Consider the following 26,899-nt stretch of genomic DNA (forward strand, 5'->3'; position numbering starts at 1 on the left):
GGGGTGAGGGAGATCGGGGAACTCATCCGAAGATCACCGCCCCTACCGCGAGCAGGAGGACTCCGGCGAGGAGGCCGGTGACGTAGAGCTGCGCGTTGCCGTTCTGCGCGAGGCGTGTCAGACCGGCCAGGCTCAGGGTCACCCTGCCGGAACCGCGCACAGCGCCGTCGACCACGCGGTCGTCGGCGCGGGCGACCAGGCGGGCGAGCCGCAGCACCGGCAGGACGAACAGCACACGGTAGGCGGAGTCGACATAGAAGGCCTGCTCGAACGGAGCACGGAAGGGGCCGAGCACACGGGCCGGATCGCTCAGAGGGTCGCCACGCCAGACGACGTAGACCACACCGGCTCCGAGCAGTGCCAGCACGACGCCGAGGGCGGCGGTGCCCCAGTGAATGTCGGCGATGCCCGCGAAGCCCAGGAGCAGTGCGGGCACCGCGAGGACCGTGATCGGCCAGAACATGGTCGCCGGAGCCTCACGGGCGTCGAGGACGTGGGCCGTGCCGGGCTCGGGCTTGGGGAGCGCGACGGCGGGGCGTTCCCCGAAGAAGGTCCGCAGCCACGCCCGGGTGGCGTAGGCACCGGTCACCGCGACCGTGGCCAGCGCGCAGCCGTACAGGAGCAGGGCCGCCGCGTCGGTGAGCGATCCTGTGGCCAGGGCCCGCTCCATGCTCACCAGCACCTCGTCCTTGCTGAAGAAGCCGCTGGCCGGGGGAAGGCCCATCAGGGCGGCGAAACCGATGGTCATCGCGACGAAGGTGACGGGAAGCTCCCTGCGAAGGCCGCCCATCGCGCTCATGAGATTGGAGCCGACCGCGTGGATGACGGCTCCCGCGCAGAGGAAGAGCAGCGCCTTGAAGGCCCCGTGCGTGATCAGATGGAAGATCGCGGCGCTCTCCGAGCCCGCGGCCAGGGCACCGGCCATGTAGGCGAGCTGGCTGATCGTGGAGTAGGCGAGGACTCGTTTGAGGTCGTCCTGTGCCAGGGCGGCCAGCGCGGCGCCGAGCATGCCGAGCGCGGCGACGACCGCGAGCACGTCCAGGGTCGGACCCGCCTGGATGAAGACGGGGTAGAGGCGGGCGACGAGGAAGATACCGGCCGCGACCATGGTTGCGGCGTGGATGAGCGCGCTGATCGGGGTCGGGCCCGCCATCGCGTCGGGGAGCCAGGTGTGCAGCGGCACCTGGGCGCTCTTTCCCGCGACCCCCGCGAGCAGCAGCATGGTCGCGGTGACGATCGTCCCGGAGGACATCTCCGGGACCTTGGCGACGACGTCGGCGATCCTGAAGCTTCCGGCCGCCGTGCCGAGGACGAAGACGCCGAACAGGAACCCGACGTCACCGACCCGGGTGACCAGGAAGGCCTTGACCGCCGCCCGGGAGTTGGCGCGGTCCTCCCACCAGTGGCCGATCAGCAGGTAGGAGCACAGACCCATGATCTCCCAGCCCACGTAGAGGACGAGGAGGTCCGCCGCGTAGACGACCAGGAGCATGGCACTGGTGAACAGGCTGATGAACGCGCTGTAGGACGGGTAGCGGCGGTCGGCGGCCAGGTAACCGACCGAGTAGACCTGCACGGCCAGCGCGACCACGGTCACCAGCACCGCGATCGACGCGGCGAGGACGTCGACGAGCAGGCCGACCGAGATCGGCAGCGAGCCCGTGTGAATGACGTCGAGCGTCCCGGTGACGCCGTCGATCGCCGACGGGCCCGTGGAGGCACCCGTTCCGGAGAACGGCCCGCCTCGCCGCCCGTCCGTGCCGGTCCAGTCGGCGTAGACCAGCCAGATCGCGAGCACCGTGGAGATCGCGGTGGGGACGACCGCGATCCAGGCGGCCCTGCGGTTCGCGGCCAGATCGGCGGGTCCGCCCCGGGCGCCCCGGGGGAACCGTGAGCCCAGAAGCCCGACGGCCGCGGCGATGAACGGAAGCAGAATGACGACGGCGGCGACGGTGATCACGGTATCTCCCCCGCCCTGTCGGCCTGGCCCGGCAAAGGGGCCGCGGGACCGGACGCGGCGCCGGGCGACCGGGCGGGGTCCCGACTTCGGACGTGGCGCTCACTCCGGATCCGGTCCCCGCTGCGGGCCCGCTCCTCGTCGCCGTCCTCACTCCGGGCCCGTTCCTCGTCGCCGTTCCCGTCTCCTGCGGCGCGCGTGCCGGTGCGCCTACCGGCGGCGGTATCGGTGCCGCCGGTGGGGGCTGCCTCGGTGTCGACGGGCTCGGCCAGGGCGCGGAGCCGGTCGAGGTCCACGGTCTGGCGGTTGCGGTAGAGAGCGAGGATGATCGCGAGACCGAGGCCCACCTCGGCTGCGGCGATCACTATGACGAACAGCGTGAGGACCTGGCCGCTGTGCAGCCGGTCACGCAACCACACGTCGAACGTGACGAGGTTGAGGTTGACCGCGTTGAGCATGAGCTCGACGGACATCAGGACGAGGATCGTGTTGCGGCGGGCGAGCACGCCGTACACCCCGATGGAGAACAGCAGCGCGGAGACGATCGCCGGATAGACGACGTGCACGTCATTCCCTCCCGCGGATGTCGGTGCGGGACAGGACGATGGCACCGATGAGGGCCGCCAGCAGGAGGACCGAGAGCACCTCGAAGGGAAGCACCCAGTTGCGGAAGACGCTGGAGCCGATCTCCTTGGCCGATCCCGCGCCCGGCTCCAGGGGAGCGTAGGCCGTGCGGAAGCCGTCGACGATCACGGTGACCAGCACCACCGCGGTGGCCGTCGCGACGAGCACGGCGGCGGGCCTGTTCCGGCTGTCGAGGTCGGCGGCCCTGCCGATCGGGGCACGGGTGAGCATGATGCCGAACAGCAGCAGGACCACGATCGCGCCGACATAGATCAGCACCTGGACCCACGCGACGAACTCGGCCGTCAGGACGAGATAGCTCCCGGCGAGGGCTCCGAAGCAGACCACCAGCCACAGGGCGGCGTGAACGAGCTGTCTGGTGGTCACCACGAGCAGCGCCGCCCCGACGGCCACCGCGCCCAGCAGCAGGAGGACGATCTCCTGCCCGGTCGGTGACAGGTAGGACGGCACCTCGGTCACGTCTCCTCCTCGGGCTCTCCACTCGGGTCCGTGGCAGAAGTCTGCTCTGGCGTACCCGTTGCCGGGGGGACGCCACCCTCACCTGTGGATAACTTCTCGGCGGACGGGCCGCCTGTGGATGACTCACCCGTGGATGGGGCGTCCTTCTTGGGAAGTGCCCCGGGCGGCCTGATGGCCCGGACGCTCGCGTGTCCGGCGGAGGCGCGCCGCGCAGGCCTCTCCGGTCCCCGTCCGGTCGGGGCGGGTGCCGGAGATGAGGGGGAAGGAGGCTCCGTAGAAGAAGGGGCGGCCGTACCGGAGCCCGCCGTGGCGGCGGACTCGCCCTCGTCGGGAGCCCCGGGCACCGGGCCGGTTGGACGGGTTTCCTGGCCGGAGGGCCCCGGCGCCGCGCCGGACACCGGCTCAACCGGCCCGACCGGCCCGACCGGCTCGACCGGTGCAACCGCCTCAACCGGCTCGGCGGGCTCGACTGTGCCGGCCGGCGCAACCGCCTCGACCGGCCCGGCGGGCCTGCCGGGCTCAACTGTGCCGGCCGTGTCAGCCCCGGCCGCCGCACGGTCCGCAGCGTCACCTCTGCCCGCCGTACGGCCGCCCGCCCCGGGGCCGCCAGACGCACGGCCCGCAGCCGCGCGCCCCCCGGCTCCCGATCCCGGGGGTCCCGACGCCACAGGCGAGGGGGTGACCGTCGTGCCGGGGGGAGCGCCCGCCCCTTCCCCACCGGGACGGACGACACCGGGACCAGCGCGAGACGGGACGGGGCGGGAGGTGGCGGCCAGTTCCTTCGGCGGGTCGGCGTTCGGCTCGTGCGCGGGCGGCGGGGGCACGGTCGCGGCCCACGCGGCCAGCTTGTCCTTCTCATGGAGGAGGTTGCGGATGTCGCCCTCGGCGTACTCGAACTCGGGAGACCAGAACAGGGCGTCGAAGGGGCAGGCCTCGATGCAGATCCCGCAGTACATGCACAGGGAGAAGTCGATCGCGAAGCGGTCGAGCACGTTGCGGGCGCGGGGACGGCCCCCCTCGGGGGCGGGGAGGGTCTCCTTGTGGGAGTCGATGTAGATGCACCAGTCGGGACACTCACGGGCACAGAGCATGCACACCGTGCAGTTCTCCTCGACCAGGCCGATCACCCCCCTGCTGCGGGGAGGCAGTTCCGGCTGGACTTCGGGGTACTGCTGAGTCACCGACCTGCTCAGCATGTGGCGAAGGGTGACGGAGAGCCCTTTCGCCAGCCCCACTCCTGGTATCCGTGCCACAACTCAACATCATGACGCATGAGCCCCCGCCCGGGAATGCGGCGGTGCCCGGTAGAGCCCTCGGGAAAGCGGCTCGGGGCAGGGACGATCCCCAGACACCCCAAGTTATCCACAACAGTTATCCACAGTCTGTGTGTTCGGCTGTCGTCTTCCGCCACAGAATCACTCTGGAAGAGGACTGCAAGAGACCTCAGAAATACGTATTCTTCGCCACATGTCCCACCAGTACGGTGCCTCCTGGCACAACCAGCCGCCGCCCCAGCGATCCAACACGGGGCTGAGTGTGGTGTGGACGTTGGTCCCCCTGTTCACCTGTGGCATGGGGACGCCCTTCATCATGGCCTACGCCGCCCGCAGGCTGCGGAGCCCGCTCCTGGCCCTGTCGGCGGCCCTCTACGCCCTGGGCATCGGGGTCTTCGTCATCGGAATCGTGTCCTACGACGACACCGACCTGATCCCGGGCTGGCTGAACGCCATCATGACGGTCGGACTCTTCGGGAGCTGGCTCGGCGGACTGGGGCACGCGCTGATCATCAGGGGATCGGTCTTCTGGCAGGGCGCGCCGGCCCTCCACAGGCCGCCGCCCCAGATGCCGCCCCCTGTACGGCCCGCGGTCCCGGCCGTGCCGTACCCGGTCGCACCGACCCTGCCCTCGAACATGACCTCGAACCCACCGACGAACATGCACCCGCCCGTCCACCGGCCCCATCCCCACGCCCACACCCGCGTGTCCCATCCGCAGCCCCAGCACACCCAGCAGCAGCACGGACCCCAGGGCTGGCTCGGGCCGTACCGGCTGATCGGCGACCTGGGGAAGGGCGGTCAGGGAACGGTCCACCTCGCCCTCACACCGCAGGGACAGAAGGTGGCGATCAAGGTGCTGCACCAGCACCTCACCGGCAACCAGATGGTCAGGGAGCGTTTCCTGCGCGAGGTGGAGGCGACGCGCAAGGTCGCGACCTTCTCGACGGCCAGGGTGCTCGACGTGAACATCAACGACGACCAGGCCTACATCGTCAGCGAGTACGTGGACGGCGTCTCGCTGGAACAGCTCGTCCGCGAGCAGGGGCCCCGCACCGAGGACGGCCTGACCCGGCTGGCCCTGGCCACGGCGGGCGCGCTGGCCGCGATCCACAAAGCGGGCGTCGTGCACCGGGACTTCAAGCCCGCCAACGTGCTGATCGGCGCCGACGGGCCACGTGTGATCGACTTCGGCATCGCCCGCGCCCTCGACCAGGTCACCGCGACATCGGGCAACATCATGGGCACCCCCGCCTACATGTCCCCCGAGCAACTCGCCGGAGGGGCCGTCGGTCCCGAGTCGGACGTGTTCAGCTGGGCGGCCACCATGATCTTCTCCGCCTCAGGACGCGCCGCCTTCGGTGAGGACACCATCCCCGCCATCCTCAACCGGGTGATCAACCAGCATCCCGACCTGTCGGCCCTGCCCCAGTCCCTGCGCCCACTGGCCGCAGCCTGCCTGGACAAGCAGGCGGCCAACCGGCCGACCGCGGCCGACATCATGCTGCGGATCGTGCAGTAGGCCGCGCGACGGCCGGTGACTCCTTACCGAGCGACGCTCCACCTCCACCGCCGATCTCACCGGTGGCTGGGCCTGCTACCGGCAAGGGGAGATCGTCTATGCCCCTACCGGGCCAGGCGCGGCTTCCGCGGGCCCGGTTTCGACCCGGCCAACACGCCCGCTCTCTGGGAGCGCGCCTGGTAGTCGTGCCGACGGCCCTGGAGATCAAGGCACCGCGTCCCGCGCCCCGGCCGTCAGGTCGAGGTACTCCTGACGGCTCAGCGTCCTGGTCTCCAGCTCGAAACCGTTGCGTACGGCGAAGCGCTCCGCCTCCTGCGGATCCCAGCGGCCCGGCAGGTGAAGCAGCCCGTCCCCGACGACCAGCCCGGTGACCCCGGACTCCGCCGAGTACAGCAGCAGCCTGGAGGCGTCGATCTCACGGGTCCTGCGCGCGGTCTCCAGCAGCAGCCTGCCGTGGACGACGACCAGGCGGCACGGGGGCTCGCCGTGCCGCGTGAGGACACGGCCGCGCGCACCGCGCCTGCGGACCCGCCGCCTGCCGGCCCCGACCACGACGACGGCGCCCACCACGGTCAGCACGGCCAACACCAGGGCCGCGACCCCCAGCGGGCCCATACTCCTGCGAAGGTCCCCGCCGGGGTTGGCCATGGTGAGGACGACCAGCGTCACGAAGGCGGCGCCGTAGGCGAGCACCAGCCACATGAGCCAGAAGAGGAGCTGCTCGCGCCACCAGATCCTCGGCGAGCCCTTGGGCGGCATCAGACTCCTCACCCCGGGCACGCGCAGCCGGGGCAGGGGCGGGGGCGGCCTGCGCCACGTCACCGCCCGCCACGCCGGTGACCTGCGGGCGAGCGCCGTACGGGCCTCCTCCCCCGTGGTGAACTTCCTGATCTCGAACCCCAGGCCGCTGTCCCCGGCGAACGCCTCTATCTCGCGGCGGGAGCGGGACCCGGGCGCCTGCAGCATCACCAGGCCGGACTCGTCCAGCACCGCCAGGCCGTACCTCGTCCTGCCCCGGCCCGGGTAGCCGAACAGCAGCAGCGTGCTCGCCCTGTCCCGGCCCGTGAGCGGCAGCCGTACCGAGGGGTGCTCCGGCACGTCGACGACCAGATCGTCGTTCTCCACGGCGAGCGCGAGGGTCATGCGGCTCCTCCCTGGCCTGTGGTCTCAGCCGGCGAGGACCCTGACCACGCCCGTCAGCGCGAGCTGGAGCAGTGCCAGCGGCACGAGCCCGACCCAGGCGAGCCGCTGGAGCTGGTCCTCACGGAGCCGGGGGTAGCTCACGCGGACCCAGATCACCACGAACACCAGGACGGCCACCTTCAGGAGCATCCACACCGGCCCCGGCAGCACGGGACCGTGCCAGCCGCCGAGGAACAGCACGCTGGTGAGCGCGGAGATCACGATGATCCCGGCGTACTCGGCCAGCATGAACAGCGCGAACCTGATGCCGGTGTATTCGGTCATCGGCCCCATGATGATCTCGGAGTCCGCGATCGGCATGTCGAACGGCGGGCGGCGCAGCTCGGCGAGCCCCGCCGTGAAGAAGACCACTGCGCCGATCGCCTGCCAGGGCAGCCACCACCACTGCCAGGCGGCGAGGATGCCCGGCAGGGAGAGCGTGCCCGCGGCCATCGCGACGCTGGAGGCGGCCAGGACCAGCGGCAGCTCGTAGGCCATGAGCTGGGCGGCGGAGCGCATCCCGCCGAGGAGGGAGTACTTGTTCCCCGACGACCACCCGGCCATGATCGAGCCGAGCACGCCGACCCCCAGCACGGCCAGGACGAAGAACAGGCCGACGTCCAGGTCGACTCCCACCAGGCCGGGGCCGATGGGCAGGACGACCATCACGACGAGGTAGGGGATCAGCGCGACCGCGGGCGCGAGGGCGAAGACCCTGCGATCGGCCGCGGCCGGGATCACATCCTCCTTCTGGACGAACTTGACGCCGTCGGCGATCAGCTGGGCCCAGCCGTGGAAGCCCCCGGCGTACATCGGGCCGAGCCTGGCCTGCATGTGCGCCATGGCCTTGTGCTCGGCCTGGCCCGCGACCAGCGGCAGCACCAGGAAGGCCGCGACGATCGCGACGAGCCTGACGGCGACCTCGAGCACCTCAGTCATCGCGCCTCCAGTCAGGCGATCCCTTGGTCGCCGCGCCCCGGGCGCGGGACTTCTCAGCCATCGCGCCCCCAGTCAGCGGGCACGCCGGGCGGGAGCGTCTTGCGGCGGCTCGGCGAGCCGTGCTCTGACTCGCCGGGCTCCTTGGCTCCCGGCCACGCCTTGGCGACCCTGGCGGCCAGCACGAAGTCCTTGCGCAGCGGGTGGCCCTCGAAGCCCTCGGGCAGCAGCAGCGGGACCAGGTTCGGGTGCCCCTCGAAGATCACTCCGAACATCTCGAAGGTCTCGCGTTCGTGCCAGTCGGCGCCCCTGAAGACGCCGACCGCGCTGGGCAGCCTGGGGTCGGCGCGGGACACGCGGGTGCGCAGCAGCAGGCGTTCCCGCGAGACGGGGTCGAACACGTGGGCGACGACCTGGAACCCGTCGGGCGGGTCGTCGACCGCGGTGAGCCAGTCGAAGAACTCGTAGCCCGTGGAACGGGCGAACCCGAGCAGGTCGATCCAGTCGGCCGCCTGGACGTCCGCGGTGACCTCTCCGGAGGACTCCGACACCTGGACGCGTGGGCCGTACCGCTCCATGAGCACGGCGGGAGCCCGCCGCGGGTCGCGCGCGAGGTCAGACATAGCGGTCACCCAGGTTCTCCGCGGCGATCTTCTCCTGGAGCATCATGATGCCGTGGAGCAGCGCCTCCGGGCGAGGCGGGCAGCCCGGCACGTAGACGTCCACCGGGATGATCTGGTCGACTCCCTTGGTCACGCAGTAGGAGTCCCAGTAGGGACCGCCGGAGTTCGAGCAGGCGCCGAAGGAGATCACGTACTTGGGGTCGGGCATCTGCTCGTACAACCGCTTGACCGCCGGGGCCATCTTGTCGGTCACCGTGCCCGAGACGATCATCAGGTCGGCCTGCCGGGGACCGTTGGCGAACGGGATGACCCCGAATCTGATGAAGTCGTGGCGGCTCATCGAGGTCGCGATGAACTCGATCGCGCAACAGGCCAGCCCGAAGTTGAAGGCCCACAGCGAGTAGCGGCGCCCCCAGTTGAGGATGAAGCGCATGGGTTTCGGGGCCAGCCGGGAGACCGGTCCAACGGTGGGCATCGGAAGATCCGCCATGCCACTCATTCTCCTCCAGTGCCGTCAGCGGCACCGCCGGGACGCCCGCCCGGCCGTCAGGCCCAGACGAGCACGCGCTTGCGCCAGGCGTACAGGATCCCGAGCGCGATGAAGCCCAGGAAGACGAACATCTCGACCAGCGTGGTCATCCCGAAGCCGGGGGCGGCGAAGACCGTCGCCCATGGGAAGAGGAAGACGGCGTCGACCGCGAACACCACGTAGAGATAGGTGAAGACGTAGTAGCGGACCTGCGACTGGGCCCAGCCCTCGCCGACCGGGTCGACGCCGCACTCGTAGGTCAGCAGCTTTTCGGGGGTCGGGCGGGTGGGACGCAGCAGCCGGTTCACCGTCAGCGCCCCGGTCACGATCACCGCCCCGATCGCGAACAGCACGAGGACCACCGCGTAGGAGCCGAAGTATCCGTCCACGGATCTCCCCCTTCCAGAGGTCCTCCAGGGCCACCGGCGGCCCTTGCGGCCATGCTGGCGCCAAGGTCCGGCGGCGCAGGGCAAACGGCCCTCTCTGACCAGCTATAGCAGGATCCGCCCTCTCCGTCACGCAGTGGAGCGGGCAAACCCGATAGGGCCAAAGCCTATGCACCATTAATCCCAAGGAAGAGTAAAAACCCATTTCATCCATTTAGTGTGGTTTTCATGCCCAAAATGCGATTCGTCGCAGGGGTCGCGCTCCTCGCCGCAGCCGTCGCCGGGTGCGGCTCCGTCACCGCGTCCCCCGATGTGGAAAACTCTTTCCCGTCGGAGCCTACGATGATCAACTATGTGGACCCCTCGGGGGTCCACGGGCTGAACGTGCGCACCGTGGCCGCGGGCGACTCCGCCGACCCGCACATGTACGCCGCGTACCCCTCGATCGACGACGCGCCCCGCCTCAACGAGAAGCTCCTCAAGACGGTGAAGGAGCAGCTCGACCGCTTCGGGCGCGACGCCTCGCGGGACGCCGACCTCCCCCACCGCGAGTTCAACATCGACTGGCAGCTCGCCGCGGCGTCCGACCAGGTGATCGGCGTACGGCTGCGCATCGGCGAATCCGTCGGCGCCGGCTGGTCCGAGTCCAGGACCACCGTCTGGTATGACCGCACCGACAGCCGCGTTCTGGACTCGGCGGCCCTGCTCAAGGACCGTCCCGCGCTCGAGGAGCTGGCCTCGATCGTCAGGGACCGGCTGGCAGGCCCGCGGCGCGAGACGAGTTCGCGCACGGTCAAGGCCGATCCCGGGCTCTTCGACTCCCTGGGCTTCAACCCGCGCGGCGACCTCGTCGTCGAGTTCGACGACAACCAGGTGGGGGCGGCGTCCCTCGGCCGGGTCGCGGTCGCGGTCCCGGCCTCCGAGGCCGAGCCCCTGCTGTCCGCGACCGGGGCGCGGGCCCAGCGGGCCGCCCTGAAGACGACGAGCGAGCCGGGATCCAAGCTGTGGAAGGAGTTCATCGCGGAGGCGGGCACCGCCAAGCCCCCCGCGGCGAGCTCCCAGACCGGCAGCGTGGACTGCGCGAAGGCCAAGTGCGTCGCGCTCACCTACGACGACGGGCCCGGCCCGGACACCGGGCGGCTGCTGGACCTCCTCGGCGCGGATCACGCCAGGGCCACCTTCTTCAGTCTCGGCGCCAACGCCTCCGCCCGTCCCGAGCCGCTCAAGCGGATGATGCGGGAGGGGCACCTGGTGGCCAACCACACCTGGTCCCACCGGGACCTGACGGCCCTCACCGACAACAGGATCACCGACCAGCTCAACCGCGCCCAGTACGCGATCACCCAGACGATCGGGCAGGTCCCCGCCCTGCTGCGCCCGCCGTACGGCGCGACCGACGACAGGATCGCCTCCATCGCGGCCGGGCGCGGCCTCGCGGTGGTCCGCTGGAGCGCCGACAGCAGGGACCTGCGCACCGCCGACCCCAAGGTCATCGCGAAGAGGGTCGTCGCGGAGGCGAAGCCCGGCGCGATCATCCTCATGCACGACGTCTATCGCCCGACCGTCGACGCGACGCCCGAGATCCTGCGGCGGCTGCGGGAGAAGGGATACACCTTCGTCACCGTCCCCGAGCTGTACGGCTCGCTGGGGATGCTGCCCGGCGGCACCTACAATTCCGGCGACTCGACGGGCTGGAACGATCTCGGCGGCCCGAAGTCCTCCGGCGACACCCAGGCGCCCCTGCAGCGGCCCACCACGCCATAGCCGGAGGCTATGAGTACATAGCCAGAGGTGATGAGGCTGTTTTCCATGCGACGCATATAGTTAGGCATCGTGACCCTAACCGTCCTCTTCGGCCGCCTGCACGTGGATCTGTGCCGGCTCGCCGCTGGGCTGTGTCGGGCCAACCGTTCGCGATCGTGACCCCCGCGCGGGCCGTGTCCCATCCGGCCCCACCGCCAACGCGCAACGCCCGAGTCGACCTCCAACTCAGCGGCTGCCGAGGATCTGCGACATATGTCACACTCCTCCGCCGAGTGGAACGCGAAAACACACCGCGTTACTCCGAGGGATCTAGCATGGAACTGAGAACGTGCCACCATCAACGGCGCCCTTTCGCGTCGAGGAGGACTGAGCTGTGACCAAGCAGGTTCAGCAACTCGACCGCGTCATCATCCGGTTTGCCGGAGACTCCGGCGACGGCATGCAGCTGACCGGTGATCGCTTCACGTCGGGAACGGCTGAGTTCGGCAACGACCTGTCGACCCTTCCCAACTTCCCCGCGGAGATCCGCGCCCCCGCAGGAACCCTGCCGGGTGTGTCGAGCTTCCAGCTTCACTTCGCCGACCACGACATCCTCACCCCGGGTGACGCGCCGAACGTCCTGGTCGCGATGAACCCCGCCGCGCTGAAGGCCAACCTCGGTGACCTGCCGCGCGGGGCCGACATCATCGCCAACACCGACGAGTTCACCAAGCGCAACCTGCAGAAGGTCGGCTACGACGTCAGCCCGCTCGAGGACGACTCGCTCGCCGAGTGGCGTGTCCACCAGGTTCCGCTGACCTCGCTGACGGTCAGGGCGCTCGAGGGCTTCGACCTGTCCAAGAAGGACGCGGAGCGCTCGAAGAACATGTTCGCCCTCGGTCTGCTGAGCTGGCTCTACCACCGGCCGACCGAGACGACGATCAAGTTCCTCGAGAACAAGTTCGCCAAGAGGCCCGACATCGCGAAGGCCAACATCGCGGCCTTCCAGGCCGGCTGGAACTACGGCGAGACCACCGAGTCCTTCTCGGTCTCCTACGAGGTCAAGCCCGCCAAGCTGCCCCCGGGCGTCTACCGCAACATCTCCGGCAACCAGGCGCTCGCCTACGGTCTGATCGCCGCCTCCGTGCAGTCGAAACTGCCGCTGTTCCTCGGGTCCTACCCGATCACCCCGGCCAGCGACATCCTGCACGAGCTGTCCAAGCACAAGCGGTTCGGCATCCGTACCTTCCAGGCGGAGGACGAGATCGCCGGCGTCGGCGCGGCACTCGGGGCCGCGTTCGGCGGAGCGCTCGGCGTCACCACGACCTCGGGCCCCGGCGTCGCGCTGAAGGCGGAGACCGTCGGCCTCGCGGTGACCACCGAGCTGCCGCTGATCGTGGTCGACGTGCAGCGCGCCGGACCGAGCACCGGCATGCCGACCAAGACCGAGCAGACCGACCTCCTCATGGCCATGTACGGCCGCAACGGCGAGTCGCCGCTGCCCATCGTCGCGCCCGCGACCCCGTCCGACTGCTTCGACGCGGCGATCGAGGCCACCCGCCTCGCGGTGAAGTACCGCACGCCGGTCATGCTGCTGTCCGACGGCTACCTGGCGAACGGCTCCGAGCCGTGGAAGGTGCCCAGCGCGGCCGAGCTGCCGGACATCTCCACCGAGTTCGCCACCGCGCCGAACGGCGAGGACGGCGTGACCTTCCTGCCGTTCAGTCGTGACGCCGAGACCCTCGCCCGCCCCTGGGCCATCCCGGGCACCGCGGGTCTGGAGCACCGGATCGGCGGCATCGAGAAGGCCGACGGCACCGGCAACATCTCCTACGACCCCGGCAACCACGACAAGATGGTCAGGCTCCGCCAGGCCAAGATCGATGGGATCGCCCGGGACATCCCGCCGCTCGAGGTCGACGACCCTGACGGCGACGCGCGGGTGCTGGTCATCGGCTGGGGCTCGACCTACGGCCCGATCGCGGCTGCCGTACGGCGGATCAGGAAGTCGGGGGGCAAGGTCGCCCAGGCCCATCTGCGGCACCTCAACCCGCTGCCCGTCAACACCGGCGAGGTCCTGCGCTCCTACGACAAGGTGCTGCTCCCCGAGATCAACCTCGGCCAGCTCGCGCTGCTGCTCCGCGCCCGCTTCCTGGTCGACATCATCAGCTACAACCGCGTGCGCGGGCTTCCGTTCAAGGCCGAGGAACTGGCCGGCGTGATCCAGGACGTGATCGACAGTGAGTGAGATCCAGAACGGCAGGGGCCTGTCCCTGGTGCCGAAGTCCGACGTCAAGCTGGGCATGAAGGACTTCAAGTCCGACCAGGAGGTCCGCTGGTGCCCCGGATGCGGTGACTACGCCATCCTGGCGGCGGTCCAGTCGTTCGTTCCCGAGCTGGGCCTCAAGCGCGAGAACATGGTGTTCGTCTCCGGCATCGGCTGCTCGTCCCGGTTCCCGTACTACATGAACACCTACGGGTTCCACTCGATCCACGGCCGCGCCCCGGCGATCGCGACCGGCCTGGCCTCCTCGAGGCCCGACCTGTCGGTGTGGGTGATCACCGGTGACGGCGACGCGCTGTCCATCGGCGGCAACCACCTGATCCACGCGCTGCGCCGCAACGTCAACCTGAACATCCTGCTGTTCAACAACAGGATCTACGGTCTGACCAAGGGCCAGTACTCCCCGACCTCCGAGGTCGGCAAGATCACCAAGTCCACCCCGATGGGCTCGCTGGACAAGCCGTTCAACCCGATCTCGCTGGCCATCGGCGCCGAGGCCTCCTTCGTGGCCAGGACCATCGACTCCGACCGCAAGCACCTGCAGTCGGTGCTGCGCGAGGCCGCCGAGCACCGGGGCACCTCGCTGGTCGAGATCTACCAGAACTGCAACATCTTCAACGACAACGCCTTCGAGCAGCTGAAGGACCCGGAGCAGCGTGACGACATCACGCTGCGCCTGGAGCACGGCCGGCCGATCGTCTCCGCCTCGAAGGCGGTACGGCGCGCGGCCGACGGCGGCATCGAGGTGGTCCCGCGCTCCGAGGTGAGCGAGGAGGAGATCCTCGTCCACGACGCGCGCCGCGCCGACCCGTCGCTGGCCTTCGCGCTGTCCCGCCTCGACGAGCCCGCATTCGAGCACGTCCCGATCGGCGTCTTCCGCAACGTGGACCGCCCCTCGTACGACGAGCTGATGGCCGATCAGCTGACCGAGGCCGTCGGCAGGAGCGGCCCCGGCGACCTGGACGACCTGCTGCTCTCCGGAGACACCTGGCGCATCGGCTGACCGGCACGACCGGCCTCCACCCTGGACCGGTCGATCGTGAGGAACAATGACGGGACCGCTCGTTTTGAGCGGTCCCGTTTGCTTTTCCCGGAATCCGGGTTACTTTGCAGGGAAAGTTGATGTCGCCGACATTTGTTGGTCAGACAATTCATGAAAAACGGGGGACCGCAAATCGTGCCACCGCCACGCGGCGACACACCCCGTCTGGCAGGGTCTTATGAAAAAGCATCCGACGGAACTCGTCCCATACGAGGAGAACGCCCATGCTTACGGTGCCGGCATCCGGAGACCGTCTCACCTCTGAGCAGGAAGATCTCAGCCAGTACCGCGGGTCGCACGTCCTGGTGACAGGCGCGACCGGATTCATCGGGGTCCACCTGGTGCGGCGCCTGAGCGCGCTGGGCGCGCGGGTGCACGCCGTCAGCCGCACCCCCCGGCAGGACACGGACGGGCCGGAGACCTGGCACGTCGCCGACGTCGGAGACGCGGAGGCGGTCGAGAAGCTCGTCGCCTCCCTCCGCCCCGCCGTCGTCTTCCACCTCGCCAGCGAGGTGGCGGGCACCAGGGCCCCCCGGCTCGTGCGAACGATGCTGGACAGCAATCTCGCCAGCGTGGTCAACCTCCTGACGGCGGTCGCCGAGGAGAGCCGGGAGACCCGGGTGGTGCTGGCCGGCTCGCTCGAGGAGCTCAGGCCGGACGAGGGCGAGCGGGCCCCGTCCTCGCCGTACGCGGTCGCCAAGTGGGCGGCCAACGGCTACGCGCGGATGTTCCACCAGCTGTGGGACGTGCACGCGACCACCCTGCGCGTCGGAATGGTCTACGGGCCCGGCGACATGAACCTCAAGAGGCTGGTCCCCTACGTCACGCTCTCGCTGCTGCGGGGCGAGGAGCCCGAGATCGGCAGCGGAACGCGTCTGATCGACTGGATCCACGTGGACGACGTGGTCGCCGCGTTCCTCGCCGCGGGCAGGAGCCCGGGAGCCGCGGGCCTGAGCCTCGACGTGGGCACCGGGACGCGCACGTCCATCCGCGAGACCGTCGAACTCATCGTGCGGGTCGCCGACAGCCCGCTGCGCCCCCGATACGGCGCGATCGCCGACCGCCCGCTGGACAGTGCCCGAATCGCCGACATCGCCCCGACCGGTGAGGCACTCGGCTGGCGCCCCGCCATCGAGCTCGAAGAGGGTCTCAGACAGACCGTCGGCTGGTACGCGGAACATCTGTAACGGTCCATCCGGAAACCCGATATCTCACCAGAGACCGGACATCAGATAGCACCGCTCCACGATCAGGGTGCTGGATCAGAAACGAGGAAGTTGGTGCATTCGGTCGTCAACCTCACGGTACACGGCATCGGCCCGACCAACCGTGAACTCGACCCCGGCGAGGACACGACCTGGGTCAGCGTCGAACAGTTCGAGCAGGTGCTCGACGCCGTGGTCGGCCGTCAGGACGTCCGCATCACCTTCGACGACGGCAACGCGTCGGACCTGGAGATCGCCCTCCCCCGGCTGCTCGAACGCGGGCTCACCGCGGAGTTCTTCGTGCTGGCCGGGCTGCTCGGCCAGCCGGGAAGGCTGGAGGAGAGCGGGGTACGGCAGTTGCTGTCGGCGGGTATGCGGATCGGCTCACACGGCTGGGCGCACCGCGACTGGCGGAAGATGGACACGGAGCAGGCGGTCCAGGAGATCGTCGACGCCAACCGGTTCCTGGGTGAGCTCACCGGGCAACCGGTGTCGAGGGTCGCCATCCCGTTCGGCTCCTACGACAGGCACGTGCTCGGCAGGCTGAGGCAGGCGAAGGTGACACGTGCCTACACCAGCGACGGAGGCCGGGCCAAGCCCGGCTCCTGGCTCCAGCCCCGCAACAGCCTGCGCCACGACATCGACGCCACCTGGGCCAACCGGGTCATGGACGGGACCCCGCCGCTGCCGCTTCGCGCCCGCCGAATCGCCTCGCGGACGTTCAAGCGCGTCCGCGGCTGAGCCGCCGGGCGCCCCGCCGCCAAAGCGAGCGAGCGGGCGCCCGGCGGGCGGAGCAGGTGTCTGATCATGCTGGGAGCGCGCTTTGGAACGTAGTAACGGCACCATGCCGGATAACGATGACCCATATATGACGCCTGGTACCCCCCGGATCGCCATAGTGATCGTCACGTACAACAGTGCGGAGGTACTCGAAGGCTGTCTGCGTTCTCTCCGTGACGGCGCCCGAGGCGTCCATCTCGCGCACGTGGTCGTGGCCGACAACGCCTCGAAGGACGACTCCCTCAAGATCGTCGGAGAGGTCACGGACCTTCCCGTGCAGATCGTCCAGCTCGGGCGCAACGCCGGTTACGCCGCGGCGATCAACGCGGGTATCGAGGTCATGGACATCGACGACCTCGACGCCGTCTTCGTGGTCAACCCCGACTGCAGGCTGCGCCCCGGCGCTCTCCTGCCGCTCGCGGAGGCGCTGCAGCGGCCCGGGTACGGCATCAGCGCGCCGCTCCTGGTCAACCCGGACGGCAGCCTGCAACCCTCGCTGCGCAGGATGCCCGCCGTGGGCAGGGCCCTGGTCGAGGCGGTGATCGGCGGGAACCTCGCGGGCCGGATCGGCACCCTGGGCGAGATGGTCACCGATCCGCGGGAGTACGAGAAGGCGGGCGAGGTGGCCTGGGCAACCGGCGCGGCCCTGCTCATCTCGACCGACGTCATCAGGAAGATCGGCGCGTGGGACGAGTCGTTCCTGCTCTACAGCGAGGAGACCGAGTTCTCGTTGCGTGCCCGGGACCAGGGCTGGGCGACCTGGTACGAGCCGTCATCGGTGGTCGAGCACATCGGCGGCGACTCCGCGATCAACCCCATGCTGGCCTCCCTGCTCATCGTGAACAAGGTGACGCTCTTCCGCAGGCGCAGGAGTGCTCCGGCCTCCCTCGCCTACTACCTCGCGGTCGTTCTCGGCGAGGCGCTTCGCGCGCTCATGGGGCGCCGCGTCTCCAAGGCCTCGCTCGTAGCGCTCCTGCGCCCTTCACGCCGCATCAAGAAGCTCGCGGACTGACCCGGGCACCGAGGAGAGACAACGATGAGCATGTCCGCGAGCACGGCTCCCGACGGGCGGGAAACGGCGGGCTTCGCCAAGCCCGCGACGGTGCACACGGTGCGGACGGCCGGGATCGACGCGCTCACCGCGGAGGAACTGGAGGCCTGGCACCTGCTGCGGGCGGCCAACCCGGCACTGGACAGCCCCTATTTCCATCCCGGGTTCGCCGCGGCCGTACACGCCAGCGGGCGCGAGGTACGGGTAGCCGTGGGCAGGGACAGCGCGGGTGAGGTCAGAGCATTCCTGCCCCACCACCGCGAGCGGTCGCTGATCAGGCCCGCGGGCTGGCCCGCCGCGGACTTCCAGGGGCCCGTACTCGCCCCCGGCTCCCGTCTCTCCCCGCTGGACCTGCTCACCGGCGGCGTCCGCAGCTTCGAGTTCGACCATCTCATCGAGGACTGCGCGGACTTCGAGCCGTGGATCGTCTCGCGGCGTCCCTCGCCGTTCCTCGACGTCTCCGGCGGCCTTGACGGATACCTGGGACGCGCGTCGCGCAGCGGCAAGGACAACATGGGCCAGGCCCGCCGCCGCGCCGCCAAGGCCGAGCGGACCCACGGCGCGGTGCGGTTCGTCGCCGACAGCCTCGACCAGGAGGCCCTGGCCCAGGTGATCGAGCTCAAACGCGCGCAGTACGCCGCCACCGGCGCCAAGGACTACTTCGCCACGCCCGACCGCCATGACCTGATGACCCGGCTGCTGCACACCCGTGACTCCTCCTTCGGAGGCGTGCTGTCCACGCTGCACGCGGGCCCGCACCTGCTGGCGGCGCACTTCGGGATACGTTCCGGCGCGGTGCTGCACTGGTGGTTCCCGGTCTACGACCCCGCTTTCTCGAGCCTCGCACCCGGCTGGATGCTGCTGCGCGAGCTCGTCTGCGCCGCTCCGGCGCTCGGAATCACACGCATCGACCTCGGACGGGGTGACGACGAGTACAAAAGGCGTGCGAAAACCGGCGAAACACTGGTATGCCAGGGGATAGTGACGCGTAGCTCGGCCCGGCAGGCACTGCGGAGGGCTCGCGACTCCGTGGTCGAGACGGCGAAGTCGTCCGCGCTCGGCCCCGGCCTGCGAAAGATCGTCCGAGGGTTCCGGAACTTGAACCGTTGACCGCATCCGGGATTCCCTGCGGCGAACACTTCTCGAAAACGTAATGACCGCAAAAAACATCCGGCCGTCGGGTGAGTCGGGCGAGGCTTGGGAAAAACGCCTCCTGCCTCGCGACCGGTCGGCACATGACGCGATGGAGGCAGCGCACAAATGAGAATCAGCGTGTTCGGGCTCGGCTATGTCGGTTGCGTCTCCGCGGCCTGTCTCGCGGCCAGCGGGCACGAGGTGATCGGTGTCGACGTCAACCCCGTGAAGGTCGACCTCATCTCCCGTGGACAGGCACCGGTCGTCGAGGAACGGATCGGCGAGCTGACCGCGGAGGTGGTACGGAGCGGCAAGCTACGGGCGACCACCGACGTCGCGGAGGCCGTCGGCATGACCGAGATCTCGCTGGTCTGCGTGGGCACGCCGTCGGCCCAGAACGGCAGCCTGTCCACCGTCTACCTGGAGCGGGTCGCCGAGGAGATCGGCCAGGCCCTGACGGCCAAGAGCGGGCGGCACACGGTCGTCTTCCGCAGCACCATGCTGCCCGGCACCTGCGCCGACCTGCTCGTCCCGATCCTCGAGAAGGCGTCCGGATATCGGGCCGGAATCGACTTCGGCGTCGCGGTCAACCCGGAGTTCCTGCGCGAGGGAACGAGCGTGCGTGACTTCTTCGAGCCGCCGAAGACCGTCATCGGCGAGTTCGACGCCGCGAGCGGCGACGCGGTCGCCGCGCTGTACGAGGGGCTTCCCGGCGAGGTCTTCCGGGTTCCCGTCGCGGTCGCCGAGATGACGAAGTACGCGGACAACGCCTTCCACGGCCTGAAGATCAGCTTCGCCAACGAGATCGGCGCGATCTGCCAGGCGCTCGGCCTCGACTCCCACCGGGTCATGGACGTCTTCCTCGCCGACCGCAAGCTCAACATCAGCACGGCCTACCTGCGCCCCGGTTTCGCCTTCGGCGGCTCGTGCCTGCCCAAGGACCTGCGCGGCCTGGTCTACGCGGCCAGGCGGGCCGACGTCTCCGTGCCGCTGCTGTCGCACGTCCTGCCCTCGAACGACGACCACCTGCGACGCGCCTTCGACCTCGTGGCCGCCTCGGGCAGCCGCAAGATCGGGCTGTTCGGGCTCTCCTTCAAGCCGGGCACGGACGACCTGCGGGAGAGCCCGCTGGTCGAGCTGGCGGAACGCCTTCTCGGCAAGGGCTACGACCTGCGCATCTACGACGCGAACGTCTCCCTGTCCCGTCTCATGGGCGCCAACAGGGACTACATCGAGAGCAGGCTGCCGCACCTGGGCGACCTGCTGACCAACTCCGTCGACGACGTGCTCGCACACGCCGACGTCTGCGTCGTCGGTTGCAAGGACCCCGCGGTGCTGAGCGCGCTCGAAGGAGCGGGAGACCGTACGATCATCGACCTCGTCCGCCTTCCCGACGCCGAAACGCGCCGGGCACACCCTGGATATGTGGGCCTTGGCTGGTAAAGCACTCATCCTCGTTGAGAACCTCTCCGTCCCGTTCGACAGACGGGTGTGGCAGGAGAGCACCACGCTGCGCGACGCCGGATGGGACGTGCACGTCATCTGTCCCCGCGGCACGAAGCGGGACACCGAGCCGTACGTCGAGATAGAGGGGGTGAAGATCCACCGTTATCCCCTGCGCGCGGCGACCGGCGGCCCGCTCGGCTACGTCCAGGAGTACGGCTCCGCGCTGTGGCACACCTTCAGACTGGCGAAGCGGGTCGGCCGTGTCGACGTGGTGCACGCGTGCAACCCGCCGGACCTGCTGTACCTCGTCGCGAAGAAGCTCAAGCGGCGCGGTGCCCGGTTCGTGTTCGACCAGCACGACCTGGTGCCCGAGCTCTACCTGTCCCGTTTCGACCGGGGTGAGGACTTTCTCTACCGGGCGGTGTGCAGGCTCGAACGGCTCACCTACCGGGCGGCCGACGTGGTGATCGCCACCAACGAGAGCTACCGCGACGTCGCGGTCAGCAGGGGCGGCAAGCGGCCCGAGGAGGTGTTCGTGGTGCGCAGCGCGCCCGCGGTCGAGCGCTTCCGCCAGGTCCCCGTCGAGGAGGAGTTCAAGAAGGGCAAGCCGCACCTGCTGTGCTACCTGGGCGTGATGGGCCCGCAGGACGGCGTGGACTACGCGCTGCGGTCACTGGCCAAGCTCCGCGACGAGCTGGACCGCACAGATTGGCACGCGGTGTTCCTCGGCGGCGGCGACACCTTCGACGACATGGTCGCGCTCTCCCACAAGCTCGGCCTGTCCGACCGCGTCGAGTTCACCGGGCGGGTCTCGGACGAGGATCTGGTGCGCTACCTGTCCGCGGCGGACGTGTGCCTGGCGCCGGACCCGCTCAACCCCCTCAACGACGTGTCCACCATGAACAAGATCATGGAGTACATGGCGATGTCCCGCCCGATCGTCTCCTTCGACCTGCGGGAGGCCAGGGTCTCGGCGGGGGACGCCGCGCTCTACGCCCCCGCGAACGACGAGTCCGAGTTCGCCAAGCTGATCGCCCTCCTGCTCGACGATCCCGAGGAGCGCAGGCGGATGGGAGAGATCGGCAAGGCCCGTGTCAGCGGCCCGCTGTCCTGGGAGCAGTCGAAGAAGGCGCTTCTGGCCGCGTACGAAGCCGCCGTTTCCTGATGTCGAAAATCCCCGGCGTTCCAACGAGAAGGGAACGATCGCGATGAGCGAGCTTCTGCTGAGCGTCACCACCGGCGAGATGACCTCCTTCATGGAGGCCGCCGCCGACGTCCTCGAGGTCGCCGTCGAGGCGGGAGCCACCGCCCTCGGCGGAGTCGCGGGAGGACTGCGACGCCCCTACCTGTGGCTGCGCCGCGGCGCCGTACGGCTGATCTTCGAACGCAGGTACGGCGTGCGGACCTCCGACGTCGTGAGCCTCGAGGAGTTCGGGCTCGCCAACGACGAACGGGTCTACTACTCGGCGGCGAACTGGCAGACCCTGCGGCGCACACTTCCCCGCGAGGACGTCGGCGAGAACGACGTGTTCGTCGACCTCGGCTCCGGCATGGGGCGCATGGTGCTCGAGGCGGCGTGGCGCTACCCCTTCAGGAAGGTGATCGGGGTCGAGCTGTCCGCCCAGCTCAGCGAGATCGCGCGGCAGAACGTCGCGGGCACCCGCCTGCGCCTGCGCTGCAAGGACGTCGAGCTCGTCCAGTCGGACGTGCTCGACTACGAGATCCCCGAGGACGTCACGGTCGTGTTCCTCAACAACCCCTTCAGGGGCGAGACCTTCGCGGCCGTGATGAGGAAGCTGATCGCCACCGTGGACCGGAACCCGCGGCGGGTCACGGTGATCTACTTCAACCCCACGGAGGACGAGTTCCTGACGAGCACCGGCCGCTTCCGCCATCTCCGGACGGTCACCCGAGGACGCAAGAGCCCGCAGGACGGCCCCTTCGGTTCGATCAGGATATACACGATCACCGAGCGGGCCGGTGCCTGACGGGCTCGACCACCGGGGCCGGGCCGCCGGGCCCGGCCGTACGGCGGGCCCGCGCCGGCTATCCGCCCGCCTCGGACCGGCTGCTGGCGTCCGTGCCCCACTGGACCTGGGCGCCCCGCGAGGTGCGCAGCCGGGTCAGGGTCCGGTCCATGAGCAGGACGGCGAGATAGCAGCCCGCATCGAGGAGGTTCACCTTCCCGCCGCTCAGGAGCGCTCCAAGAGAGCCGAGGCGCAGGCGGCCCTCGGGGGCGGAGCGGCCGAGGGCCGCGAGCTGGCGGTTACCGAGGCGCACCCGCACTCGCCGGTTGAGGTGCGCGGAGACGGTCCTCGCCGGACGAACCAGCGACTGGGCCTGCGGCACGACCACCCGCTCGTGGACCGCGAAGCTGCCGTGCGCCCAGCCGTCGTCGGACAGCACGTCCGGTATGGGGAAGACCTTGGCGTGTCCCTCCTCGGTGAGGACGTAGACGCCGACCCCGGCCAGTGCCCTGAATGGGGCGACCAGCTCGTTGTGGACCTTGTGCATGCGCCTGGCGACCCAGCTCACCCCCTCCATGTCCCACACCGGCACGGGAGCGCAGGCGAGCACGCCGGGACGGGCAACGGCGGCGACGAGCGCGCGCACGGACTCCGCGCTCAGCTCGACGTCGGCGTCCAGGTACACCCGGGGAAAGGTCGCGCAGATCTCGTCGCCGAGACGCAGCGCGTTGGCCTTGCCCGGCACCGGCGTCTCCAGGACGCGCACACCCGGCCGCCTCGCGACCTCGGCGGTGCGGTCGGAGCACGCGTTGGGGACCACGATCACATCGAACTCACCGGGCTCGGTGCCCGCGAGCAGCCGGTCGAGGTTGCCCGCGAGGACCGCCTCCTCGTTGTGCGCGGGCACGACGACACTGACCACGGGGTACCGCTCGCCGGACGGCTCCGGCCGCCGCGGGACGTCCTCATCGGTGGTGCCGCTCACCGGCCCGCCTTCCACCTCTTGAAAGGAATCACAGCATGAGAGTAGAACGAACCGCCATCGACGGGGTGTTGTTGTTCATACCGACGCCGCACCGTGACGACCGGGGATTGTTCACCCGGACCTTCGACACCGCGACGGCGGAGAAGGCCGGACTGGACCCGGCGCGCTTCGTGCAGGACAGCCAGTCCCGCTCGCGGCGCGGAACGATCCGCGGGATGCACGGCCGCTCGGGCCGGGGTGAGGCGAAGCTGGTGCGCTGCGCCCGTGGAGCGGTGCACGACGTCCTCGTCGACGCCCGCCCCGACTCGCCCACCTTCGGCCAGCAGATCTCGGTGCTGCTCGACGACGAGGCGTTCGTCACCCTCTACGTACCGCCGGGCATGCTGCACGGTTTCCAGGCCCTGACCGAGCAGACAGACGTCTGCTACCGCATCGACAGGGAGCACGACCCCGACGAAGACCTGTCGGTCCGTTACGACGATCCCAAACTAGGTATTCACTGGCCGCTTCCGGTCTCTTCGATCAGTGAGCGAGACCTTTCCGCAGGATCGTGGGCACAATTGCAGCGGCGGCTCATCGGCCTGGACGTGGCCCCTAGCGTGACGGAGTGAACGACGATGCGACGGCTCATCCCGCTTGGTGTCCTGGCAGCCGTCGCGCTCGCGTTCCTGACGGCGTGCAGCCCCTCGGGGGCCATCACACCGACGCCCAGCGTCTCGCCCAGCCGCGTCGCCGTCCGCTGCCCCGGCAACCCGACCCCTGCCTGCACCGGCGTGCCGCCGGGCACGAAGCTGGTCGAAACGCCCCTGACCGAGGCGGGCGCCTACCGCGTCACCAAGCCGGGGGACGTGCTGGACGGCGTGCACATCGCCGGTGACCTGCTCGTCGCCGCCGACGACGTGACGATCAGGAACAGCCAGATCGACGGGCTCGTCATCAACGCGCTCGGCCCGAGGACCTTCCGGTACACCATCGCCGACTCGACCATCGGCCCGGCGACCGGCTGCCAGTCCCTCCCCGGCGTCGGGCAGGACAAGTACACCGCCATCCGGCTCCACATCCGCAACCACGGCGACGGCTTCAGGGTCGGGGGCGACAACGTCGTGATCCACGACTCGTTCGTCCGCCTGTGCTCGAACCCCGACGACCACTCGGATGGCATCCAGACCTACGGCGGCGGCAAGGGACTGATCTTCAACCACAACACCGTCGACCAGCGCGGCGTCAAGGACATCACCGCGCCGATCTTCCTGACCGACCCGCGGATCGAGAACGCCGTCGTCACCAACAACCTCGTCATGGGGGGCACCTACAGCATCCAGCTGAGGAACGGACGGGGAAAACTTGTCATGCGAGGCAACAAACTGGTCGACAAGTCCTGGGTTTACGGGCCGGTTGATTCCGACTGCGGAAAGATCGACTGGGCGGACAACACGCTGGTCACGATTGACGAGAACTACCGCGTCACCTCGACCGTCGGCCCGCTGAACTGCGTAGGCTGAGCCGCTCGCGGTCTTCGGGAGGGCGGCGGACCCGGCGACCGCACCCCCTACACGAAGAACTGGATCTTCGCACGGTCATCAGACCGATATGCCATAACACTTAGAGTAATAGTCGGAAAGTAATGCGTATCTGTGACCTCAGTCGCAACAATGGCCCCTGTACGAGGACCAAACAGACATGTTGTCGAGCCGGCTCTGAGTCGGCGCGGAGGTCAGAGAAATGGCCAGTACACACCCCCCACGCCGGGGTGGGGAACCCCAGAGCGACTTACCCCGTCGTAAGCGATCACGGCCCGGCCTGGTGGCGATCCTGATCGTCGCCCTGGTGGCGATATCCGTCCCGGCTGTCTGGGTCATCACCCGCAACAGCGGCGATGTCACCATCAAGCCCGTGGCGGAGGCCAAGCCCGTGGCCCAGGAGGAACCGGAGAAGCCGCAGGAGACCAGCTTCTGGTCGTCGAGCACCGAGGTCAAAGCCTCGACGCACGCCGACCGCGCCCCTGTCGAGCTGGGCACGCGTTTCACCGCCGCCAAGAGCGGCTCGGTGACGGGAGTGCGCTTCTACAAGGCCCCCGGCGAGAAGGGCAAGCACACCGGCAGCCTCTGGGACGCGAAGGGACACCGCCTCGCGCAGGTCACGTTCGCGGGAGAGAGCCCCTCCGGCTGGCAGGAAGCCAGCTTCTCCTCACCGGTGCGCCTTGAGGCGAAGCAGATCTACACGGTCTCCTACCACTCCACGAACGGCACGTACGTGGGCACCCAGGGCTCCGTCCCCACCAGGTCCGGTCCGCTGAGCACGACGTCGCGGAACTCCGGAGTGTTCGGGTACGGCGGCAACGCCTTCCCCAAGCAGTCCAACCCCAAGGGCTACAACTACTGGGTCGACGTCGTCTTCAGCTGGGGCAACCGCCGGCCGAGGCCGGGCGGCACGCACTCACCCCGGCCGACCGTGACCGTGACCGCGAGCCAGACCGGTCTCCCGACCCCGACCACGGGTCCGAGCGGGACGATCAACCCCACCTCGACCGGCAGCCCGAGCCCGAGCACCGATCCCACGGTGACGATCAGCCCGACCACGGGCTCAACCGTGACGGTCAGCCCGACCCCGCGTCCCACTCCCACGGGGAGTCGCTGGCCGACCTCGCGTCCCACTCCCACGTGGACCCGCTGGCCGACCTCGCGTCCCACCCCCACGTGGACCCGCTGGCCGACCCCGCGTCCCACCAGGACCCACACCCCGACCCCGACTCCGACCCGCACCCACACCCCGACCCCCGAGCCGACGCTGTCCCCTGAGCCGACGGACAACCCCGGCCCCGGAGGCCGTACCTGCGTCGACTTCCCGACTCCCGCCTGCACCGGCGTCCCGCCCGGCACGAAGCTGACGGAAAAGCGGCTGAACGACGACGGCGCCTACCGGGTCACCACCCCGGGAGCCGTGCTGAACGCCGTGCACATCCCCGGCGACCTGCTGATCACCGCCAACAACGTGACGGTCAAGAACAGCCAGATCGACGGGCTCGTCATCAATGAGCTGGGCCCCAACACCTACAGCTTCAAGATCTATGACTCGACCGTCGGTGTCGCGGACAGGTGCCAGAGCCTGCCCGGCATCGGGGAGAGCAAGTTCACGGCCGAACGCGTGCTCATCAGGAACCACGGCGACGGCTTCCGGGCCTCGGGCGACGACATCGTCATCCGGGACTCGTTCGTCGACCTGTGCTCGAACCCGGGCGACCACTCGGACGGCATCCAGACCTACTACACCGGCAGGGGGCTGACCTTCGACCACAACACCGTCGACCAGCGCGGCGTCGAGGACATCACCGCCCCGATCTTCCTGACCGACCCGCAGATCGTGGACGTCTCCGTGACCAACAACCTCGTCATGGGCGGCACCTACAGCATCCAGCTGAAGAACGCGCGCGGCAGCCTGGTCGTACGGGGAAACAAGATCGTCGACAAGACCTGGGAGTACGAGCCGGTCGAGGCCGACTGCGACAAGATCGACTGGTCGGACAACTCGATCGTGACGATCGACAGGAACTACAACGTCACCTCGACCGTCGGCCCATTGCCCTGCGCGAAGTGACACAGGCCCTCAGGGGCTGAAGAAGACGATGATCCGGCGGGGGGGGGGGGGGGAAACCCCCCCCCCCCCCGGGGGGGCGTTGGGGCGCGGGGGGGGGTCGGCGGGGGGGGGCCGCGCCCGCCCACGACCGGGTCGACCTCGATCGAGGTGACCGC

24 protein-coding genes and 1 pseudogene are annotated in these 26,899 nt (G+C 69.4%); 15 read left to right on the forward strand and 10 right to left on the reverse strand.

The window, feature by feature from the left end; translation table 11 throughout:
* Positions 1-22 precede the first annotated feature (22 nt).
* The 4 genes and pseudogenes from AB0395_RS37555 to AB0395_RS37570 form a co-directional block, all read right to left on the reverse strand.
* Positions 23-1,960 carry an NADH-quinone oxidoreductase subunit L gene (locus AB0395_RS37555; protein ID WP_366289498.1) on the reverse strand — a complete coding sequence of 646 codons (1,938 nt, stop codon included), beginning with the start codon at positions 1,958-1,960 and terminating at the stop codon, positions 23-25.
* Positions 1,961-2,238: 278 nt separating this feature from the next.
* Positions 2,239-2,523: pseudogene (gene nuoK / locus AB0395_RS37560) on the reverse strand (NADH-quinone oxidoreductase subunit NuoK); the annotation flags it as partial.
* Position 2,524: 1 nt separating this feature from the next.
* Positions 2,525-3,061: an NADH-quinone oxidoreductase subunit J gene (locus AB0395_RS37565; RefSeq protein WP_366289500.1), complete on the reverse strand. Its 537-nt coding sequence runs from the start codon at positions 3,059-3,061 to the stop codon at positions 2,525-2,527.
* The gene (locus AB0395_RS37570) at positions 3,058-4,257 is read right to left on the reverse strand and encodes a 4Fe-4S binding protein (RefSeq protein WP_366289503.1); all 1,200 of its coding nucleotides are present in this window, start codon (positions 4,255-4,257) and stop codon (positions 3,058-3,060) included. The genes AB0395_RS37565 and AB0395_RS37570 overlap by 4 nt, the downstream gene beginning before the upstream one ends.
* Positions 4,258-4,528: 271 nt before the next feature.
* Here AB0395_RS37570 and AB0395_RS37575 point away from each other — a divergent pair, with 271 nt between their 5' ends.
* Entirely contained in the window at positions 4,529-5,857 is a 1,329-nt protein-coding gene (locus AB0395_RS37575; RefSeq protein WP_366289506.1) for a serine/threonine-protein kinase, read from the forward strand.
* Between the two features lie 204 nt (positions 5,858-6,061).
* Here AB0395_RS37575 and AB0395_RS37580 read toward each other — a convergent pair whose 3' ends face one another.
* The 5 genes from AB0395_RS37580 to AB0395_RS37600 form a co-directional block, all read right to left on the reverse strand.
* Entirely contained in the window at positions 6,062-7,000 is a 939-nt protein-coding gene (locus tag AB0395_RS37580) for a hypothetical protein (RefSeq protein WP_366289508.1), read from the reverse strand.
* Between the two features lie 24 nt (positions 7,001-7,024).
* Complete coding sequence (nuoH, locus tag AB0395_RS37585; protein ID WP_366289511.1) at positions 7,025-7,978, reverse strand: NADH-quinone oxidoreductase subunit NuoH; 954 nt, start codon at positions 7,976-7,978, stop codon at positions 7,025-7,027.
* 53 nt (positions 7,979-8,031) lie between these two features.
* Positions 8,032-8,598 (reverse strand): NADH-quinone oxidoreductase subunit C, encoded by a 567-nt coding sequence (locus AB0395_RS37590; RefSeq protein ID WP_366289514.1) that lies wholly within the window; start codon positions 8,596-8,598, stop codon positions 8,032-8,034.
* Positions 8,591-9,031: an NADH-quinone oxidoreductase subunit B family protein gene (locus tag AB0395_RS37595; RefSeq protein WP_344915582.1), complete on the reverse strand. Its 441-nt coding sequence runs from the start codon at positions 9,029-9,031 to the stop codon at positions 8,591-8,593. Before AB0395_RS37595 ends, AB0395_RS37590 begins: the two co-directional genes overlap by 8 nt.
* 113 nt (positions 9,032-9,144) lie before the next feature.
* On the reverse strand, positions 9,145-9,516 hold the full coding sequence (locus tag AB0395_RS37600) for an NADH-quinone oxidoreductase subunit A (protein ID WP_366289517.1): 372 nt from the start codon (positions 9,514-9,516) through the stop codon (positions 9,145-9,147).
* Positions 9,517-9,855: 339 nt separating this feature from the next.
* On the opposite strand from AB0395_RS37600, the gene AB0395_RS37605 reads away from it, so the two are divergent.
* The 11 genes from AB0395_RS37605 (at position 9,856) to AB0395_RS37655 (ending at position 22,186) form a co-directional block, all read left to right on the forward strand.
* Positions 9,856-11,277, forward strand: coding sequence for a polysaccharide deacetylase family protein (locus AB0395_RS37605; RefSeq protein WP_366289520.1), 1,422 nt, complete (start codon positions 9,856-9,858; stop codon positions 11,275-11,277).
* A 69-nt stretch (positions 11,278-11,346) separates the two neighbouring features.
* A complete protein-coding gene (locus tag AB0395_RS37610; protein ID WP_366289523.1) occupies positions 11,347-11,436 on the forward strand; it encodes a putative leader peptide in 90 nt (29 codons plus the stop codon).
* A gap of 214 nt (positions 11,437-11,650) precedes the next feature.
* Positions 11,651-13,504, forward strand: coding sequence for a 2-oxoacid:acceptor oxidoreductase subunit alpha (locus tag AB0395_RS37615; RefSeq protein WP_366289526.1), 1,854 nt, complete (start codon positions 11,651-11,653; stop codon positions 13,502-13,504).
* Positions 13,497-14,543 (forward strand): 2-oxoacid:ferredoxin oxidoreductase subunit beta, encoded by a 1,047-nt coding sequence (locus tag AB0395_RS37620; RefSeq protein ID WP_366289529.1) that lies wholly within the window; start codon positions 13,497-13,499, stop codon positions 14,541-14,543. Before AB0395_RS37615 ends, AB0395_RS37620 begins: the two co-directional genes overlap by 8 nt.
* A gap of 263 nt (positions 14,544-14,806) precedes the next feature.
* Positions 14,807-15,769, forward strand: coding sequence for an SDR family NAD(P)-dependent oxidoreductase (locus tag AB0395_RS37625; RefSeq protein WP_366289532.1), 963 nt, complete (start codon positions 14,807-14,809; stop codon positions 15,767-15,769).
* A gap of 93 nt (positions 15,770-15,862) precedes the next feature.
* Positions 15,863-16,528, forward strand: a complete 666-nt coding sequence (locus AB0395_RS37630) for a polysaccharide deacetylase family protein (RefSeq protein ID WP_366289535.1) — start codon at positions 15,863-15,865, stop codon at positions 16,526-16,528.
* Between the two features lie 127 nt (positions 16,529-16,655).
* Positions 16,656-17,579: a glycosyltransferase family 2 protein gene (locus AB0395_RS37635; protein WP_366289538.1), complete on the forward strand. Its 924-nt coding sequence runs from the start codon at positions 16,656-16,658 to the stop codon at positions 17,577-17,579.
* A 24-nt stretch (positions 17,580-17,603) separates the two neighbouring features.
* Complete coding sequence (locus AB0395_RS37640; RefSeq protein ID WP_366289541.1) at positions 17,604-18,728, forward strand: GNAT family N-acetyltransferase; 1,125 nt, start codon at positions 17,604-17,606, stop codon at positions 18,726-18,728.
* A gap of 150 nt (positions 18,729-18,878) precedes the next feature.
* Entirely contained in the window at positions 18,879-20,195 is a 1,317-nt protein-coding gene (locus tag AB0395_RS37645) for a nucleotide sugar dehydrogenase (RefSeq protein WP_366289543.1), read from the forward strand.
* The gene (locus tag AB0395_RS37650; RefSeq protein WP_366289546.1) at positions 20,176-21,363 is read left to right on the forward strand and encodes a glycosyltransferase family 4 protein; all 1,188 of its coding nucleotides are present in this window, start codon (positions 20,176-20,178) and stop codon (positions 21,361-21,363) included. Before AB0395_RS37645 ends, AB0395_RS37650 begins: the two co-directional genes overlap by 20 nt.
* Before the next feature lie 43 nt (positions 21,364-21,406).
* Positions 21,407-22,186, forward strand: a complete 780-nt coding sequence (locus tag AB0395_RS37655; protein ID WP_366289549.1) for a methyltransferase domain-containing protein — start codon at positions 21,407-21,409, stop codon at positions 22,184-22,186.
* Positions 22,187-22,244: 58 nt separating this feature from the next.
* Here the strand turns inward: AB0395_RS37655 and AB0395_RS37660 are convergent, their stop codons facing one another.
* Complete coding sequence (locus AB0395_RS37660; RefSeq protein ID WP_366289552.1) at positions 22,245-23,150, reverse strand: glycosyltransferase family 2 protein; 906 nt, start codon at positions 23,148-23,150, stop codon at positions 22,245-22,247.
* A 35-nt stretch (positions 23,151-23,185) separates the two neighbouring features.
* Here AB0395_RS37660 and AB0395_RS37665 point away from each other — a divergent pair, with 35 nt between their 5' ends.
* From AB0395_RS37665 to AB0395_RS37675, 3 genes are all read left to right on the forward strand, one after another.
* On the forward strand, positions 23,186-23,761 hold the full coding sequence (locus AB0395_RS37665; RefSeq protein WP_366289555.1) for a dTDP-4-dehydrorhamnose 3,5-epimerase family protein: 576 nt from the start codon (positions 23,186-23,188) through the stop codon (positions 23,759-23,761).
* Between the two features lie 6 nt (positions 23,762-23,767).
* Entirely contained in the window at positions 23,768-24,652 is an 885-nt protein-coding gene (locus AB0395_RS37670; RefSeq protein WP_366289558.1) for a right-handed parallel beta-helix repeat-containing protein, read from the forward strand.
* Positions 24,653-24,953: 301 nt separating this feature from the next.
* On the forward strand, positions 24,954-26,744 hold the full coding sequence (locus AB0395_RS37675) for a DUF4082 domain-containing protein (protein ID WP_366289561.1): 1,791 nt from the start codon (positions 24,954-24,956) through the stop codon (positions 26,742-26,744).
* The last annotated feature ends 155 nt before the right edge of the window (positions 26,745-26,899 follow it).

This window comes from Streptosporangium sp. NPDC051023 (assembly GCF_040689595.1).
Taxonomy (GTDB): domain Bacteria; phylum Actinomycetota; class Actinomycetes; order Streptosporangiales; family Streptosporangiaceae; genus Streptosporangium.